The organism is Burkholderia sp. NFPP32 (assembly GCF_900119325.1).
Classification (GTDB): domain Bacteria; phylum Pseudomonadota; class Gammaproteobacteria; order Burkholderiales; family Burkholderiaceae; genus Burkholderia; species Burkholderia pyrrocinia_C.
Genome location: NZ_FPJP01000005.1, coordinates 53,227 through 68,509, shown reverse-complemented (window position 1 = coordinate 68,509; position 15,283 = coordinate 53,227). Strand labels below are relative to the sequence as shown.

General features: G+C 68.5%; 15 protein-coding genes. 11 read left to right on the top strand and 4 right to left on the bottom strand.

Translation table 11 applies throughout. The features are described from left to right. The first annotated feature begins 4 nt into the window (after positions 1-4). Both moaD and BT264_RS11950 read left to right on the top strand, forming a co-directional pair. Positions 5-262 carry a molybdopterin converting factor subunit 1 gene (gene moaD / locus BT264_RS11955; RefSeq protein ID WP_060358450.1) on the top strand — a complete coding sequence of 86 codons (258 nt, stop codon included), beginning with the start codon at positions 5-7 and terminating at the stop codon, positions 260-262. A gap of 25 nt (positions 263-287) precedes the next feature. Further along, the gene (locus BT264_RS11950) at positions 288-764 is read left to right on the top strand and encodes a molybdenum cofactor biosynthesis protein MoaE (RefSeq protein ID WP_072437206.1); all 477 of its coding nucleotides are present in this window, start codon (positions 288-290) and stop codon (positions 762-764) included. A gap of 66 nt (positions 765-830) precedes the next feature. Here the strand turns inward: BT264_RS11950 and BT264_RS11945 are convergent, their stop codons facing one another. Further along, positions 831-1,391: a group III truncated hemoglobin gene (locus BT264_RS11945; RefSeq protein WP_072437207.1), complete on the bottom strand. Its 561-nt coding sequence runs from the start codon at positions 1,389-1,391 to the stop codon at positions 831-833. A gap of 257 nt (positions 1,392-1,648) precedes the next feature. Between BT264_RS11945 and BT264_RS11940 the strand changes: the two genes are divergently transcribed. Both BT264_RS11940 and clpB read left to right on the top strand, forming a co-directional pair. Then, positions 1,649-2,167 (top strand): Rrf2 family transcriptional regulator, encoded by a 519-nt coding sequence (locus BT264_RS11940; protein ID WP_034181254.1) that lies wholly within the window; start codon positions 1,649-1,651, stop codon positions 2,165-2,167. Between the two features lie 158 nt (positions 2,168-2,325). After that, positions 2,326-4,923, top strand: coding sequence for an ATP-dependent chaperone ClpB (gene clpB, locus BT264_RS11935; RefSeq protein ID WP_072437208.1), 2,598 nt, complete (start codon positions 2,326-2,328; stop codon positions 4,921-4,923). Positions 4,924-5,052: 129 nt separating this feature from the next. On the opposite strand, the gene BT264_RS11930 is transcribed toward clpB, so the two are convergent. Further along, on the bottom strand, positions 5,053-5,484 hold the full coding sequence (locus BT264_RS11930; protein WP_072437209.1) for a YidB family protein: 432 nt from the start codon (positions 5,482-5,484) through the stop codon (positions 5,053-5,055). 88 nt (positions 5,485-5,572) lie between these two features. Beyond that, positions 5,573-6,184: a ComEA family DNA-binding protein gene (locus BT264_RS11925; protein WP_072437210.1), complete on the bottom strand. Its 612-nt coding sequence runs from the start codon at positions 6,182-6,184 to the stop codon at positions 5,573-5,575. 286 nt (positions 6,185-6,470) lie between these two features. Here BT264_RS11925 and BT264_RS11920 point away from each other — a divergent pair, with 286 nt between their 5' ends. Then, positions 6,471-6,932 (top strand): MerR family transcriptional regulator, encoded by a 462-nt coding sequence (locus BT264_RS11920; RefSeq protein ID WP_072437211.1) that lies wholly within the window; start codon positions 6,471-6,473, stop codon positions 6,930-6,932. Further along, complete coding sequence (locus BT264_RS11915; RefSeq protein WP_072437212.1) at positions 6,916-7,350, top strand: carboxymuconolactone decarboxylase family protein; 435 nt, start codon at positions 6,916-6,918, stop codon at positions 7,348-7,350. Before BT264_RS11920 ends, BT264_RS11915 begins: the two co-directional genes overlap by 17 nt. Positions 7,351-7,369: 19 nt before the next feature. Here BT264_RS11915 and BT264_RS11910 read toward each other — a convergent pair whose 3' ends face one another. Next, the gene (locus BT264_RS11910) at positions 7,370-9,286 is read right to left on the bottom strand and encodes a sigma-54-dependent Fis family transcriptional regulator (RefSeq protein ID WP_072437213.1); all 1,917 of its coding nucleotides are present in this window, start codon (positions 9,284-9,286) and stop codon (positions 7,370-7,372) included. 537 nt (positions 9,287-9,823) lie between these two features. Here BT264_RS11910 and BT264_RS11905 point away from each other — a divergent pair. The 5 genes from BT264_RS11905 (at position 9,824) to lipA (ending at position 15,273) form a co-directional block, all read left to right on the top strand. After that, the gene (locus BT264_RS11905) at positions 9,824-10,882 is read left to right on the top strand and encodes an ATP-NAD kinase family protein (RefSeq protein WP_072437214.1); all 1,059 of its coding nucleotides are present in this window, start codon (positions 9,824-9,826) and stop codon (positions 10,880-10,882) included. A gap of 260 nt (positions 10,883-11,142) precedes the next feature. Beyond that, positions 11,143-12,126, top strand: a complete 984-nt coding sequence (locus tag BT264_RS11900; RefSeq protein ID WP_072437215.1) for a thiamine pyrophosphate-dependent dehydrogenase E1 component subunit alpha — start codon at positions 11,143-11,145, stop codon at positions 12,124-12,126. Between the two features lie 54 nt (positions 12,127-12,180). After that, entirely contained in the window at positions 12,181-13,185 is a 1,005-nt protein-coding gene (locus BT264_RS11895; protein WP_072437216.1) for an alpha-ketoacid dehydrogenase subunit beta, read from the top strand. Positions 13,186-13,189: 4 nt separating this feature from the next. Next, positions 13,190-14,305 carry an acetoin dehydrogenase dihydrolipoyllysine-residue acetyltransferase subunit gene (locus BT264_RS11890; RefSeq protein WP_072437217.1) on the top strand — a complete coding sequence of 372 codons (1,116 nt, stop codon included), beginning with the start codon at positions 13,190-13,192 and terminating at the stop codon, positions 14,303-14,305. A gap of 2 nt (positions 14,306-14,307) precedes the next feature. Then, positions 14,308-15,273 (top strand): lipoyl synthase, encoded by a 966-nt coding sequence (gene lipA, locus BT264_RS11885; protein WP_072437218.1) that lies wholly within the window; start codon positions 14,308-14,310, stop codon positions 15,271-15,273. Positions 15,274-15,283: the final 10 nt, after the last annotated feature.

Sequence of the window (15,283 nt, the reverse complement as noted above, 5' to 3'; positions counted from 1 at the left end):
AACCATGAAGATTCAGCTGAAATTTTTTGCAAGCGTACGAGAAGCGCTGGGCGTCGCCGACGAGCAGGCCGACGTGCCGGACAGCGTAACGACCGTCGGCGACGTGCGCGCGTGGCTGCGCGTGCGCGGCGGTGCGTGGGCCGAGACGCTCGCCGAAGGGCGCGCATTGCGCATGGCGTGCAACCACGAGATGACCGGTCCCGACACGCGGCTCACCGAGGGCTGCGAGGTCGCGTTCTTTCCGCCGGTGACGGGCGGTTGAGCTTGGCATGGGACCGGAGCGTGTGATGGCAACGATACGAATCCAGACCGACGACTTCGATCTGAACGCCGAAGTCGCGGCATTACGCGCGCGCAATCCGAAGATCGGCGCGATTGCGTGCTTCGTCGGCACCGTGCGCGACCTGAACGAAGGCGATTCGGTCGCCGCGATGGAGCTCGAGCACTATCCGGGGATGACCGAGAAGGCGCTCGAGAAGATCGCTGCCGAGGCCTGCCGGCGCTGGCCGGGCATCGACGTCGCGATCGTGCATCGGGTCGGCAGGCTCCTGCCGCTCGACCAGATCGTGATGGTGGCGACGGTCGCCGCGCATCGCGGCGATGCGTTCGCGTCGTGCGAGTTCGTGATGGACTACCTGAAGACCGAAGCGCCGTTCTGGAAGAAGGAAACGACGCCTGACGGCGAGCGCTGGGTCGATGCGCGCAGCACCGACGACGCGGCGCTCGCGCGCTGGGGCGTCGAATCGGGCAACACGCCGCGCTGAGCGCGGCGTCCGCGCGATGCGGCGATGTGCCGCACGTGCGCAAACGTCGCGCGCGATGTGTACGCGTTACGCGTCCGGATCGGCGCTGCGCCCGATGATCTTCGTCGGAAACGGTTCGCCGCGGGCACGCGACGGCAATGCGTGCGGATCGTCGCCCGCGTCGCGGCGGCGCGGCGCGATCGCATCGAGCAGCGCCTGCTGCTCCGGCGGAATCCGGTAATCCCAGCCGAACCGGCTCAACTGCAGGCTTTGCGCGATCCGCAGCGCGGGTTCCATGAAGCGGATCGCCGCAGGCGGCGCGTAGCGCGCCTCGACGGTCTTCAGGAACAGCGACAGCCAGCGGCTGAAATGGGCCGGCTCGATCCCGTCGAGCGGCTGGTGCGCCTGCTGCACGTTGCCGCGATAGCCCTTGGTGCCGAGCACGAGGCTCGACCAGAACGTGACCATCTTCGGCAGATGGTCGTCCCAGCGGCCGGCCAGCTTCGCGTCGAACACTGGCCCGAGCAGCGGATCGGCGCGCACGCGGTCGTAAAACGCGTAGACGAGATCGCGGATGTTGTCTTCGGTCGGCTCGGCATCGCGAGGGCGGGCCGGGGCGGTTTCAGGCGAGGCAGGCAGGGCGGTCATGGCAAAAAGGGCCGGGAGATCGAGGCAACGACGAAGCGGCGGCGCGGGCAACGCGCAGGACGCCGGCAGGATTTTGACGCAAAATAGCGTCCAACAACCCCTGTAAAACGTGCAGATGTAACGCATCTTATTGCGCGCGCGCCGTCCGGGCAACCCGGGGCCGCGGAACGGGGCCGTCAGCCGGCCCGGCCCGGCGCGCGTTCCGGCCGGCCCGGCCCGCGCAATCGGGGCACGATCGATCATTTCCGTATTCGCCCATGAGACTCACCGACTACACCGATTATTCGCTGCGCGTGATGCTGTACCTTGCCGTGCGCGGCGAGGGGCTCGCGACGATCCAGGAGATCTCGGATGCCTACGGCATCTCGAAGAACCATCTGATGAAAGTCGTGCAGCAGCTCGGCGAGTTGGGATGGGTCGACACGGTCCGCGGCCGCAACGGCGGGCTGCGGCTGTTCCCCGAATCGCTGCTGCTGACGGTCGGCCAGGTCGTGCGCGCGACCGAGAACGACTTCGCGCTGGTCGGCTGTTTTTCGACCGACGGCAGCGAGTCGCGCGGTTGCGTGATCGAGCCGCAGTGTCGCCTGAAGGGGGTGCTGGCGGCCGCGCGCGATGCGTTCTTCGCCGAGCTCGATCGTCACACGCTCGGCGAACTGGTCGAACCCGCGTCGCCGCTTGCTGCGTTGCTCGGCATCCGCCCGGTCGCGCTCGTGCGCGCCGCACCGTCACCGGACGAATCGCCTGCGCCCGTCGAGCCGCCGTCGACGGCCGGCTGACACGCGAGCACCGCGTCCCGCGATCCGGCCGCGTCCCGCCTCTGGGCCGCGGCATTGCCATCCAGCGATTTTTTGCGCTGAATCAACCCGAATTTCGCTTGAAAGCCGCATAACCATCCTCATCTTGGTGTTAATCGAAAATTGGAGGTCTCGACAAAATGAGAATCGACAAGCTCACCACCAAGTTCCAGGAAGCACTCGCGGACGCGCAAAGCCTTGCGGCAGGCCGCGACAATCAATACATCGAACCCGTTCACGTACTGGCGGCGCTGGTCGCGCAGCACGACGGTTCAGCCCGTTCGCTGATGTCGCGCGCGGGCGTTCACGTGCAGGCGCTGCAAGGCGCGCTGAACGAAGCGATCTCGCGCCTGCCGCAAGTCACGGGCACGGGCGGCGACATCCAGATCGGCCGCGAGTTGGCCGGGCTGCTGAACCAGGCCGACAGGGAAGCGCAGAAGCTCAACGACACGTTCATCGCGAGCGAGATGTTCCTGCTCGCCGTGTCCGACGACAAGGGCGATGCCGGCAAGCTCGCGCGTCAGCACGGCCTCACGCGCAAGGCGCTCGAAGCCGCGATCGCCGCGGTGCGCGGCGGCTCGCAGGTGCACAGCCAGGATGCCGAAAGCCAGCGCGAGGCGCTGAAGAAGTACACGGTCGACCTGACCGAGCGCGCCCGTTCGGGCAAGCTCGATCCGGTGATCGGCCGCGACGACGAAATCCGCCGCTCGATCCAGATCCTGCAGCGCCGCACGAAGAACAACCCGGTGCTGATTGGCGAGCCGGGCGTCGGCAAGACGGCGATCGTCGAAGGGCTCGCGCAGCGGATCGTCAACGGCGAAGTGCCCGAGACGCTGAAGGGCAAGCGCGTGCTGTCGCTCGACATGGCCGCGCTGCTCGCCGGCGCGAAGTACCGCGGCGAGTTCGAGGAGCGCCTGAAGGCCGTGCTCAACGACATCGCGAAGGACGAAGGCCAGACGATCGTCTTCATCGACGAGATCCACACGATGGTCGGCGCGGGCAAGGCCGAAGGCGCGATGGATGCGGGCAACATGCTGAAGCCGGCGCTGTCGCGCGGCGAGCTGCACTGCATCGGCGCGACCACGCTCGACGAATACCGCAAGTACATCGAGAAGGATGCCGCGCTCGAGCGCCGTTTCCAGAAAGTGCTCGTCGACGAGCCGAGCGTCGAGGCGACGATCGCGATCCTGCGCGGGCTGCAGGAGAAGTACGAACTGCACCACGGCGTCGACATCACCGACCCGGCGATCGTGGCCGCGGCCGAGCTGTCGCACCGCTACATCACCGACCGCTTCCTGCCCGACAAGGCGATCGACCTGATCGACGAAGCCGCTTCGAAGATCAAGATGGAAATCGATTCGAAGCCCGAAGAGATGGACAAGCTCGACCGCCGGCTGATCCAGCTGAAGATCGAGCGCGAAGCCGTGAAGAAGGAGCAGGACGAAGCGTCGCAGAAGCGCCTGCAGCTGATCGAGGAAGAGATCGAGCGGCTCGGCCGCGAGTATTCGGATCTCGAGGAAATCTGGACCGCCGAGAAGGCCGCGGTGCAGGGCAGCGCGCAGCTCAAGGAAGAGATCGAGAAGGCGCGGGCGGACATCGCGCGGCTGCAGCGTGAAGGCAAGCTGGAGAAGGTCGCGGAGCTGCAGTACGGCAAGCTGCCGCAGCTCGAGGCACAACTGAAGCAGGTCACGCAGGCCGAAGAGCAGGAGCAGCACAACCCGACGCGTCCGCGCCTGCTGCGCACGCAGGTCGGCGCCGAGGAAATCGCGGAAGTCGTGTCGCGTTCGACGGGAATTCCCGTGTCGCGGATGATGCAGGGCGAACGCGAGAAGCTGCTGCACATCGAGGAAAAGCTGCATGAGCGCGTGGTCGGCCAGGACGAGGCGATCAGCGCGGTGGCCGACGCGATCCGCCGTTCGCGCGCGGGTCTCGCCGATCCGAACCGTCCGTACGGCTCGTTCCTGTTCCTCGGCCCGACGGGTGTCGGCAAGACCGAGCTGTGCAAGGCGCTGGCGTCGTTCCTGTTCGATTCGGAAGAGCACCTGATCCGCATCGACATGAGCGAGTTCATGGAGAAGCACAGCGTCGCGCGGCTGATCGGCGCGCCGCCGGGCTACGTCGGCTACGAGGAAGGCGGCTACCTGACGGAAGCCGTGCGCCGCAAGCCGTACAGCGTGATCCTGCTCGACGAGATCGAGAAGGCGCATCCGGACGTGTTCAACGTGCTGCTGCAGGTGCTCGACGACGGCCGCATGACGGACGGGCAGGGGCGCACGGTCGACTTCAAGAACACGGTGATCGTGATGACGTCGAACCTCGGCTCGCAGGTGATCCAGGCGATGACCGGTGCGCCGCAGGACGAGATCAAGGACGCGGTGTGGATCGAGGTGAAGCAGCATTTCCGCCCCGAGTTCCTGAACCGGATCGACGACGTCGTCGTGTTCCATGCGCTCGACCGCAGCAACATCGAGTCGATCGCGAAGATCCAGCTGGCGCGCCTGCACGACCGGCTCGCGAAGCTCGACATGGCGCTCGACGTGTCGGAAGCGGCGCTCGAGCAGATCGCGAAGGTCGGCTACGATCCGGTGTTCGGCGCGCGGCCGCTGAAGCGCGCGATCCAGCAGGAGATCGAGAACCCGGTCGCGAAGCTCATCCTCGCGGGCCGCTTCGGTCCGAAGGACGTGATTCCGGTCGACGTCAACGACGGCAAGTTCGTGTTCGACCGCGTCGTTCACTGAACGCCGGCCACCGGCCGCACGCCCGGTTCGCGCCGGGCGCGCAAAAACAAACACCCCGCCTCGGCGGGGTGTTTGCATATGGAGCGGCCCGATTGGGCCATGAAGCGGGGGCCGCGAAGCGGCGCGGGCTCAGGCCTGCTTGTTGCCGCCGAACATGCCGGCGAGCTGCGTCAGCGTGCCGAGCACGTTCGACGTATCGATCTGGCCGCCGGCCGGCACTTCGCCGTTCGGCGTCGCGCTGTTGACGACGTGCGGCAGCACCTGCGCGAGGATCGACGAGGCCTGACCCGGATCGATGCCGATCTTGCTCGCGAGTGAACCGACGACGTCCGAGCCGAGCACGTTCTGCAGCGTGTCGGCCGAGATCGGCTGGTTCTCGCCGGTGCCGACCCATGAGCCGATGACCTCGCCGGCGCCGCCTTTCTGGAACTTCTCGATCAGGCCGTTCAGGCCGCCCGGCTGCTTGTTGATGAATTCGAGCGCGGTCGCGATGAGCGCGCTTTGCGAGTTGCCGCCGGCCTGGCCGCCGATCAGACCGCCTACGATGTCGAGGAGACCCATGGTTCTTCACCTTTACCGATAAGGGCGCCGCAATAAGGGCGCCCGTTGAACGAATGCCGCGCGCACGCCGTCGCGCGCGCGGCGCACATCAGGCGCCCGACGCCGCGGCGGCGGAGGCTGCCTTGTCCTTCTTGCTCTTTTTCTTCGAACCCTTCGCCGCCTTCGCGGACGACGCTGCGGCCGGTGCGCTCGCACCCGCGTCGGCGGATGCCGCTGCGGCCGCTGCCGCCTTTTCCTTCTTCGACGCGCGCTTGGTCTTCGCCGGCTTCGTTGCCGCTTCCGGCGCGCTTGCCGCCGGGGCCGGCGCCGTAGCCGTCGTGCCGGCGGTCGCGGTCGTGGACGTCGATGCGGTACCTGCCGACGTCGTTGCCGATGTGGTGGCCGACGTCGTCGCGGCCGGCTTCGACAGCTTCACGCCTTTCGGCGGCGTCGACGAGCCGCCGATCGTCAGGCCGTTTTCCTCGAGATGCCCGACCGATTTCGTGCCGAGGCCCTTCACCCGATTTGCGAGATCGTCGGCGTCCTTGAATGGGCCGTTCTTGGTGCGTTCGTCGATGATCGCCTTCGACTTGACGGGCCCGAGACCCTTCACGGCTTCGAGCGCGGCCTGGTCGGCCGTGTTGACTTCGACGGCCGCGGCAAAGCCTGCGGCGAGCGACAGCGATAGCGCGACGAACAGCATCAGCAGCTTTTTCAGCATGGCAAAGGCTCCCTGGTTCTGACGGATGAATGGCTGTTGCAACGGACGGCGGGGCGAGGCCTGGCCGGGCGTCGCCGTTAAGCATAGGACAAATGCGTGCCCTTTTTAAGACAGGCTGACCGAATCTTGCTGAAGGCTTGCGTCGCTGTAAAGGCCGAAAGCCGCGCCGGGCGGCGTTTTTGACCATTCTTTACGGTATCGAGGGGGGATCGCGGGTTATCGCGACACTGGCTGTTCGACAGGGCTTGACTTAGAGTGAACTCTAACTCCTAACCTTGTTCCTGCCATGTCGAAAACCGTATCCAAACCTTCCTCCGCCGGTCCGCTGACGATCGGGCAAGTCGCCGAGATGACCGGCGTGTCGACGCATACGCTGCGGTATTACGAGCAGGCCGGCCTGCTGCGCGCGATTTCGCGCACGGCGGCCGGGCACCGGCTCTATGCGCCGGCCGACCTTGACTGGCTGGCGTTCGTGATGCGCCTGAAGGCGACCGGCATGCCGATCGCGCAGATGCAGCAGTTCGCGGCGCTGCGCGCGCAAGGCGAGCCGACGTTCGGTGCGCGGCGCCGGTTGCTGGTTGCGCATCGCGACGCGGTGCGGGTGCATATCGCGGAGCTGCAGGCGAGCCTCGACGCGATCGGCGACAAGATCGCGTACTACGAGGCACGGGAACGCGATACGGAACGACGGGCGACACCTTCTCACTCTCAATCGGAACAGGACGGACACGATGGAACAACTCGTTGAAGATCGTTATACGCGCGGCTGGAACAAACTGAAGGAAATCGACGGCGAAGTGGGCGAACGCGTGATCGCGGCGCTTGCACCGATCGCGCCGGATTTCGGGCGGCTCCTGGTCGAGTTCAGTTTCGGCGACATCTACAGCCGGCCGCAGCTCGACCTGAAAGCACGCGAGATCGCGACGATCGCGGCGCTGGCCGCGCTCGGCAACGCACAGCCGCAACTGAAGGTGCATATCGAGGCTGCGCTGAACGTCGGCTGCACGCGCGACGAGATCGTCGAGGTGTTCATGCAGGTGGCCATCTACGCGGGTTTCCCGGCCGCGCTGAACGCGCTGTTCGCCGCGCACGAGGTGTTCGTGCGGCGCGACGAAGCGGCGGGTGAGGCCGGGAAAGCAAGCGAAGCGGCCGCGCAGACCGCGTGATGGCGGTCGCGCCGGCTCGTCACGCGCGGTGCGGCGCGACGATCCGGTGTTTCGCGATCCGCCGGTACAGCGTCGCGCGCGAGATGCCGAGCGCCTGCGCGGCCGCGTCGGGCCGCCAGCGGTGCGCGGTGAGCGCCGCGACGATGCGGCCGCGCTCGTCGTCGGGCAGTGCGCCGGCCGGGGCGCCGCCGAGCTGTGCGGCGAGGTCGGCCGGCAGGTCGCGCCGCGTCACGCGCGCCGTGTCGCACACCGCGCACGCATAGCGCAGCACGTTGCGCAGCTGCCGTACGTTGCCGGGCCACGGATAGGCGGCGAGCTGTTCGGCGAGCGTCGCGTCGAGCGTGAGTACGTGGCCGGTCGCCTGCGCTTCCTCGGCGAACACGGCGGCAATCACGTCGCGCACGTCTGCGCGCTCGCGCAGCGGCGGCAGTTCGAACGTCGCGCCGCTCAGCCGGTAATACAGATCTTCGCGGAACGTGCCGTCGGCCACCATGCGCGCGAGATCGCGGTGCGTCGCGCAGATCACATCGAGGTCGACGCGCACGGGCGTGTCGCTGCCGAGCGGCACGACCTCGCCGTCGGCGAGCACGCGCAACAGCCGTGTCTGCAGCGCGAGCGGCATGTCGCCTATTTCGTCGAGAAACAGCGTGCCGCCGTCGGCAAGCGTGATCTTGCCGCGCGCGCCGTGCTTGCGTGCGCCGGTGAACGCGCCGGCCGCATAGCCGAACAGTTCGCTCTCGATCAATGCTTCCGGCAGCGCGCCGCAGTTGACGGCGACGAACGGTCGCGCACGCCGCGCACCGGCGTCGTGGATCGCGCGCGCGAATACTTCCTTGCCCGCACCGGTCTCGCCGAGCACGAGAATCGGCAGCCGCTTGCTCGCGACCCGCAGCACGAGCTCCGCTTGTTGCGCGATGTGCGCGTCGCTGCTGTGCAGGAACGGCGTCAGCGCGCCGACGTGGCGTGGCGCGGTGCCCGCGCGCCGCGCTACCGTGCCGGGCTCGCGGCCGGCGCGTCGTAGCGGCGCACGCAGCCGCGCATAGAGCGGTGCGCCGGTTGCGCGCAGCCGCAGCGCGACGATCGTGTCGAGCCGCGCGGCATCGCGCAGCGGCATCTCGGTTGCGTCGAATATCTCGTCGATATGGCGCGGTTCGCGCAGCGCCGGCAGCGCGTCGCGGGCCTGCCGGTTCGCGGCGACGATATTGCCGCATTCGTCGAACGCGATCAGCCACTCGGGTTGCGCTTCGACGTAGTGACGGTTCGGATGCCCGAACAATATCCAGTGTTGCGCGGTGCTGTGCACGAAGTAGCCGTCCTCGATCAGCGCCGCGCTTTGCCGCACGAGCTGGTAGACGAGGCGCTGGCTGTCGCGGCCGTCGGGCGAATGGACGGCCGACGCGTCGAGCACGCCGATCAGTTCGCCGCCCGGGGAGAAGATCGGCGCCGCGCTGCAGGTGAGCGTCGTGAACGCCGCGCGAAAATGATCGGTCTTGTGTACGGTGATCGGCGCGAGATCGGTCAGCACGCTCGCGACGCCGCACGTTCCTTCCTCGCTTTCCGACCAGCACGAGCCGATGTGCAGCCCCGCATGGCGGAAGTCGTTGCGGCGCTCGCGGTCGATCCGGTAGTCGATCGTCACGCCGTGCGCGTCGGTCAGCATCACGCAGTAGTCGGCGACGCGGATCATGTCGTGCAGCCGCGTCAGGCACTGGCCCGACGCACGCAGGAAGGCTTCCTCCTTGTCGCGCACTTCGCGCAGCTCGGACGCGGTCAGCACGCGCGGGCCGATCGACGAAGCGGGGTCGAGGCAGTAGCGCTCCAGCGAACGTTGCCACGACGACACGAGGCGCGCGGAATCGGCCGGCGCGGGCAGGCGTCCGGCGAGCGCGCCGAGCACACGGTCGGCGTGCTGGGCCTGGGGGACGGCGTAGGGCATGGTCGGCTCCGGTTCCGTACGGCGGGGAATTCGATCTTCTTGTAGCACATCCGGTCCGGCGGATCACATTGCATCGCAGCACGCAGCACGCGTGAGACGTTCGTCTCACGTGTCTCTCGCCTGGTCTCGCGCGGTTGAGACGCCCGCATGCGTGGCGCGCAGCGGTCGTCCGGCTTGTCGCGGCATGCGCCACGCCGCATCAACGCAGGGTTTGCAGGCAGCGCGGCGCGCTTGCGCAGGCGTCGCGACGAGCGCGTCGTCGCAACGACGACGTGAGACGCACGGGCGGATTCGCCACGTGCTGCGTGGTCACGGTCGCGAACCCGGAACACGTGCATGCCCGCCGCGCCAGCGTGCGCGCGGGTTTCGCGGTCATTGCACACACGATGGCACGCCGCTTGCAGAGATCACGGGCAAGTTCGGCGCAGCCGCGTCGGCGACGACGATCCGCAGCCCGTCGATGGCAGCGGACGAAACAGGCAGGGCCGGAGCGGGCGCCAATGCGCCGCTGCCGGTCAACTGGATGGAGACAAACCCGTGACGACGCCCGTTACCGTCGGTGTGATCGCGAACCCCGCATCGGGGCGCGACATCCGCCGCCTCACGACGCATGCATCCGTGTTTCCGACGGCGGAGAAGGCGAACATGATCGTGCGCCTGCTGGCCGGCCTCGGCGCGATGGGCGTCGAGCGCGTGCTGACGCTGCGCGACCGGACGGGCATCGCGACGCTGCTGCTGCGCGCGCTCGATACGCATCGCGCGGTCGCGCCGCACGAGCGCTGGCCCGAGGTCGAGTTCATCGACCTGCCGATCACGGATACCGTCGCCGATACGCACGCCGGCGCCGCGTACCTGCACCGGATGGAAGTCGCGCTGATCGTCGTGCTCGGCGGCGACGGCACCCATCGCGCGGTGGCCGCGCATTGCGGCGCGACGCCGCTCGTCGCGCTGTCCACCGGCACCAACAACGCCTTTCCCGAACATCGCGAGGCGACCGTCGCAGGCGTCGCGGCCGGACTCGTCGCGACCGGCGCCGTGCCGGCCGAGGTTGCGTTCACGCGCAACAAGCGGCTCGTCGTGCGCTGCGTGGCGGGTGCACGGCCGGGGCGCGAAGAGATTGCGCTCGTCGACGTGTGCGCGGCGCGACAGCGCTTCATCGGCGCCCGCGCGATTTCGGGGCCCGACGACATCGACTCGCTCTACCTGACGTTCGCGGAACCGGACGGCATCGGCCTGTCCGCGCTCGGCGGCGCATGGGCACCGCTCGAGCGCAGCGCGCCGCACGGGCTCGCGATGCGCTTCGCGGACGAAGGCAAGACGGCCGGCACGCCGCTCGTCGCACCGATTGCGCCGGGCCGCGTCGACCGCGTCGTGATGCGCAGCTGCGAGCGGCTCGAACCGGGCGCGTGGCAGACGATCCCGTTCGAGCGCGGCACGCTCGCGTTCGACGGCGAGCGCGAGATCGAGGTTGCGCGCGGCGATCGCTACGAGATTTCGCTCGACTGGCGCGGGCCGCTGACGGTCGACGTCGGCCGCACGCTGCGCTACGCGTCTTCGCGGCAATTGCTGCGCGATGCCGGCACATGGCGCAACTGAGCCTCCGTTTTTCCAAACGACATTTCGACATCCATAACGAACATCAAGGAGACGTTGCCATGACAGCCCCACTCGAAGGACAGGTCGCCATTGTCACGGGCGGCGCGCGCGTCCGGCCGCCGGGCGGCGGTCGCGAAGGTCGACGTCACGCAGGCCGCCGACGGCGGCTTCACGTTCCACTGACGGCCGCAGGCCGTGCAATCCGTCGCCGCGGCACGGCCGCGGCGGCATTCGCAGTCAGACCTACCCAGGAGACACACATGACCGTTTCGACCCAGCTCAGCAGGGACAAGCTGCTGGACGCATACCGGCTGATGCGCACGATCCGCGAATTCGAGGAGCGCCTGCACGTCGAATTCGCGACCGGAGAAATCCCCGGCTTCGTTCACCTGTACGCGGGCGAGGAAGCGTCCGCGGTCGGTACGATGCTGCACCTCGGCCTCGCCGACTACGTCGCGACCACGCACCGCGGCCACGGCCATTGCATCGCGAAGGGCGTCGACGTGCGCGGGATGATGGCCGAGATCTATGGCAAGAAGACCGGCGTCTGCCACGGCAAGGGCGGCTCGATGCACATCGCTGACCTGTCGATGGGGATGCTCGGCGCGAACGGGATCGTCGGCGCGGGCGGTCCGCTCGTGTGCGGCGCGGCGCTCGCGGCGAAGCACCGGAAGACCGGCGGCGTCGGCGTGTGCTTCTTCGGCGACGGTGCGTCGAACCAGGGCGTGATCTTCGAATCGATGAACCTCGCATCGGTGTGGCGGCTGCCCGCGATCTTCGTCGCCGAAAACAACGGTTATGCGGAAGCGACGTCGTCGAGCTGGTCGGTCGCGACCGACAACATCGCCGATCGCGCGAACGGGTTCGGGATGCCGGGCGTGATCGTCGACGGCTTCGACTTCTTCGCGGTGCACGAAGCGCTCGGCGAGGCCGTCGAGCGTGCGCGCAACGGCGGCGGCCCGACGCTCGTCGAGGTGAAGTTCACGCGCTATTTCGGCCATTTCGAAGGCGATGCGCAGACCTACCGCGCACCCGGCGAGGTGCAGAAGCTGCGCGACGAGAAGGACTGCCTGAAGCATTTCGAGACGCGTGTCGTGCGCGCCGAAGCGCTGACGACCGACGATCTGCGCGCGGTCGACGCCCAGGTGAAGGCGCTGATCGACGACGCGGTCGCGCAGGCGAAGGCCGCGCCGCTGCCCGACGCGGCCGACCTGCTGACCGACGTCTACGTGTCGTATCCGTGAGCGCGGCCTGACACCGCAGCCGGCACGGCGAACCGAACATTCCAGGAGACAGACATGGCAAGGAAGATCACTTATTCGCAGGCGATCAACGAGGCGCTCGCGCAGGAGATGGCGCGCGACGACAGCGTGATCGTGATGGGCGAGGACAATGCGGGCGGCGCGGGCGCGCCGGGCGAGGACGACGCGTGGGGCGGCGTGCTCGGCGTGACGAAGGGGCTGTTCCACAAGTTTCCGGGGCGCGTGCTCGATACGCCGCTGTCCGAAGGCGGCTACATCGGCGCGGCGGTCGGCGCGGCCGCGTGCGGGATGCGGCCCGTCGCGGAACTGATGTTCATCGATTTCATGGGCGTGTGCTTCGACCAGATCTTCAACCAGGCCGCGAAATTCCGCTACATGTTCGGCGGCAAGGCGGTGACGCCGGTCGTGATCCGCGCGATGTACGGCGCCGGGCTGCGCGCGGCTGCGCAGCACTCGCAGATGCTCACGTCGCTGTTCACGCACATCCCGGGGCTGAAGGTCGTGTGCCCGTCGACGCCGTACGACGCGAAGGGGCTGCTGATCCAGGCGATCCGCGACGACGATCCCGTGATCTTCCTCGAGCACAAGCTGCTTTACACGCGCGAGGGCGACGTGCCGGAGGAGTCCTATGCGATTCCGTTCGGCGAGGCGAACGTGATGCGCGACGGCGACGACGCGACCATCGTCACGTACGGCAGGATGGTGCATCTCGCGATGGATGCGGCCGCGAAGCTCGCGAAGGACGGTATCCAGGTCGACGTGATCGACCTGCGCACGACGTCGCCGCTCGACGAGGAAACCATCCTCGAAAGCGCGGCGCGCACCGGGCGCGTGGTGGTCGTCGACGAAGCGAACCCGCGCTGCTCGATCGCGACCGACATCGCCGCGCTCGTCGCACAGCGCGCGTTCCGAACGCTCAAGGCGCCGATCGAGCTCGTGACCGCGCCGCATACGCCCGCGCCGTTCGCGAGCGTGCTGGAAGACCTGTATATCCCGTCCGCCGATGCGATTGCGCAGGCGGTCCTGAAGACGAGGAGCTGACACGATGTCGATTCACATGATCACGATGCCCAAGTGGGGGCTGTCGATGGAGCAGGGGCAGGTCAACGGCTGGCTGAAGGCGATCGGCGAACGCGTGACGAAGGGCGACGAAGTGCTCGACGTCGAGACCGACAAGATCTCGTCGGGCGTCGAATGCGCGTTCGACGGCACGCTGCGCCGGCAGGTCGCGCAGGAAGGCGAAACGCTGCCGGTCGGCGCGCTGCTCGGCGTCGTCGCGGCGGCTGACGCGAGCGATGCCGACATCGATGCGGCGATCGCCGAGTTCCAGCGCGATTTCGTGCCGAGTGCGGCATCGGACGAAGCGGCGGGCCCGCAGCCCGAGAAGGCGCAGATCGGCGGCCGTACGGTGCGCTTCCTGAGGCTCGGCGACGGCGCGGGCACGCCCGCCGTGCTGATCCACGGCTTCGGCGGCGACCTGAACAACTGGCTGTTCAATCACGCGGATCTCGCCGCGCACCGGCCCGTATGGGCGCTCGACTTGCCCGGTCATGGCGAGTCGGGCAAGGCGGTCGACACCGGCAGCCTCGATGAGTTGGCGGACGCGGTGCTCGCGCTGCTCGATGCGCAGCACATCGACCGCGCGCACCTGATCGGCCATTCGATGGGCGGCGCGGTCGCGATGGCCGCGGCCGAACGCGCGCCGCAGCGCGTCGCGTCGCTGACGCTGATCGCGAGCGCGGGGCTTGGCACCGACATCAACCGCGTCTATATCGACGGCTTCGTCGCCGGCAACAGCCGCAACACGCTGAAGCCGCACCTCGGTGCGCTGTTCGCGGACAACGCGCTCGTGACGCGGCAGCTCGTCGAGGATCTCGTCAAGTACAAGCGGCTCGAAGGCGTACAGGCCGCGCTGGAGAAAATCGCGAACGCCGCGTTCGACGGCGCGGCGCAGCGGCGCGTGTTCCGCGACCGGCTCGCGTCGCTCGCGCCGCGCACGCTCGTGATCTGGGGCGAGCGCGACCAGGTGATCCCCGCGCAGCACGCGCGGGGCTTGCCGGACGGCGTGCGCGCCGAGGTGATCGCCGGCAGCGGGCACATGGTGCAGATGGAGGCGGCCGCCGACGTGAACCGCCTGATCGTCGCGTTTCTCGGAGACTGACGATGGCCGCCGCGCTCGAACGACCCAGCCTCACGGCGCTCGGCCAGCCGGGCGCGAGAAGCCGCGACAAGCTCGCGCGCATTCCGGTGCGCGTCGAGCCCGCGGCCGGCGCGGCGCTGCCGAAGCCGCCGTGGCTGCGCGCGCGGCCGATGATGAGCGCGGCGGTGGCCGACATGGCTGCCGTGCTGCGCGACCATCGGCTGCATTCCGTCTGCGAGGAGGCGATGTGCCCGAACATCGGCGAATGCTTCGCGCGGCGCACCGCGACCTTCATGATCATGGGCGGGCTTTGCACGCGGCGTTGCCCGTTCTGCGACGTCGCGCACGGCCGTCCCGAGCCGCTCGATCCCGACGAGCCCGCGCGGCTGGCCGATGCGGTCGCGGCGCTCGGGCTGCGCTACGTCGTGATCACGTCGGTCGACCGCGACGACCTGCGCGACGGCGGCGCCGCGCATTTCGCCGCGTGCATCGCGGCGGTGCGCGCGAGCGCGCCGGGTATCGGCGTCGAAGTGCTGACGCCTGACTTTCGCGGCCGTGTGGCGCGCGCGCTCGACGCGCTGTCGTCGGCCTGGCCGGACGTGTTCAACCACAACATCGAGACGGTGCCGTCGCTGTATCGCGCGGCGCGTCCGGGCGCCGACTATCGCGGCTCGCTCGAACTGCTCGCGCAGGCGAAGGCCGCGCGGCCGACGCTCGTGACGAAGTCGGGGCTGATGCTCGGGCTCGGCGAGCGCGACGACGAGGTGCGCGACACGTTGCGCGACCTGCGCGCGCACGAAGTCGACGTGCTGACGCTCGGCCAGTATCTGGCGCCGTCCGAGCACCATCTGCCGGTGCGGCGCTACGTGAGCCCGGACGCATTCGCCGCGTGGCGCGACGAGGCGCTGGCGCTCGGTTTCAGGGAAGTCGTTGCCGGTCCGCTCGTGCGGTCGTCCTATCACGCGGCCGACGTGCTGGCGGATGCGTAGCGGGCGGTGC

Bases quoted from the DNA above. Each gene is read 5' to 3' on its own strand.
- BT264_RS11895 (WP_072437216.1), top strand. From the start codon at position 12,181: ATGGCAAGGAAGATCACTTATTCGCAGGCGATCAACGAGGCGCTCGCG.
- BT264_RS11920 (WP_072437211.1), top strand. From the start codon at position 6,471: ATGTCGAAAACCGTATCCAAACCTTCCTCCGCCGGTCCGCTGACGATC.
- lipA (WP_072437218.1), top strand. From the start codon at position 14,308: ATGGCCGCCGCGCTCGAACGACCCAGCCTCACGGCGCTCGGCCAGCCG.
- BT264_RS11945 (WP_072437207.1), bottom strand. From the start codon at position 1,391: ATGACCGCCCTGCCTGCCTCGCCTGAAACCGCCCCGGCCCGCCCTCGC.
- BT264_RS11930 (WP_072437209.1), bottom strand. From the start codon at position 5,484: ATGGGTCTCCTCGACATCGTAGGCGGTCTGATCGGCGGCCAGGCCGGC.
- BT264_RS11890 (WP_072437217.1), top strand. From the start codon at position 13,190: ATGTCGATTCACATGATCACGATGCCCAAGTGGGGGCTGTCGATGGAG.
- moaD (WP_060358450.1), top strand. From the start codon at position 5: ATGAAGATTCAGCTGAAATTTTTTGCAAGCGTACGAGAAGCGCTGGGC.
- BT264_RS11950 (WP_072437206.1), top strand. From the start codon at position 288: ATGGCAACGATACGAATCCAGACCGACGACTTCGATCTGAACGCCGAA.
- BT264_RS11915 (WP_072437212.1), top strand. From the start codon at position 6,916: ATGGAACAACTCGTTGAAGATCGTTATACGCGCGGCTGGAACAAACTG.
- BT264_RS11940 (WP_034181254.1), top strand. From the start codon at position 1,649: ATGAGACTCACCGACTACACCGATTATTCGCTGCGCGTGATGCTGTAC.
- BT264_RS11910 (WP_072437213.1), bottom strand. From the start codon at position 9,286: ATGCCCTACGCCGTCCCCCAGGCCCAGCACGCCGACCGTGTGCTCGGC.
- BT264_RS11925 (WP_072437210.1), bottom strand. From the start codon at position 6,184: ATGCTGAAAAAGCTGCTGATGCTGTTCGTCGCGCTATCGCTGTCGCTC.
- clpB (WP_072437208.1), top strand. From the start codon at position 2,326: ATGAGAATCGACAAGCTCACCACCAAGTTCCAGGAAGCACTCGCGGAC.
- BT264_RS11900 (WP_072437215.1), top strand. From the start codon at position 11,143: ATGACCGTTTCGACCCAGCTCAGCAGGGACAAGCTGCTGGACGCATAC.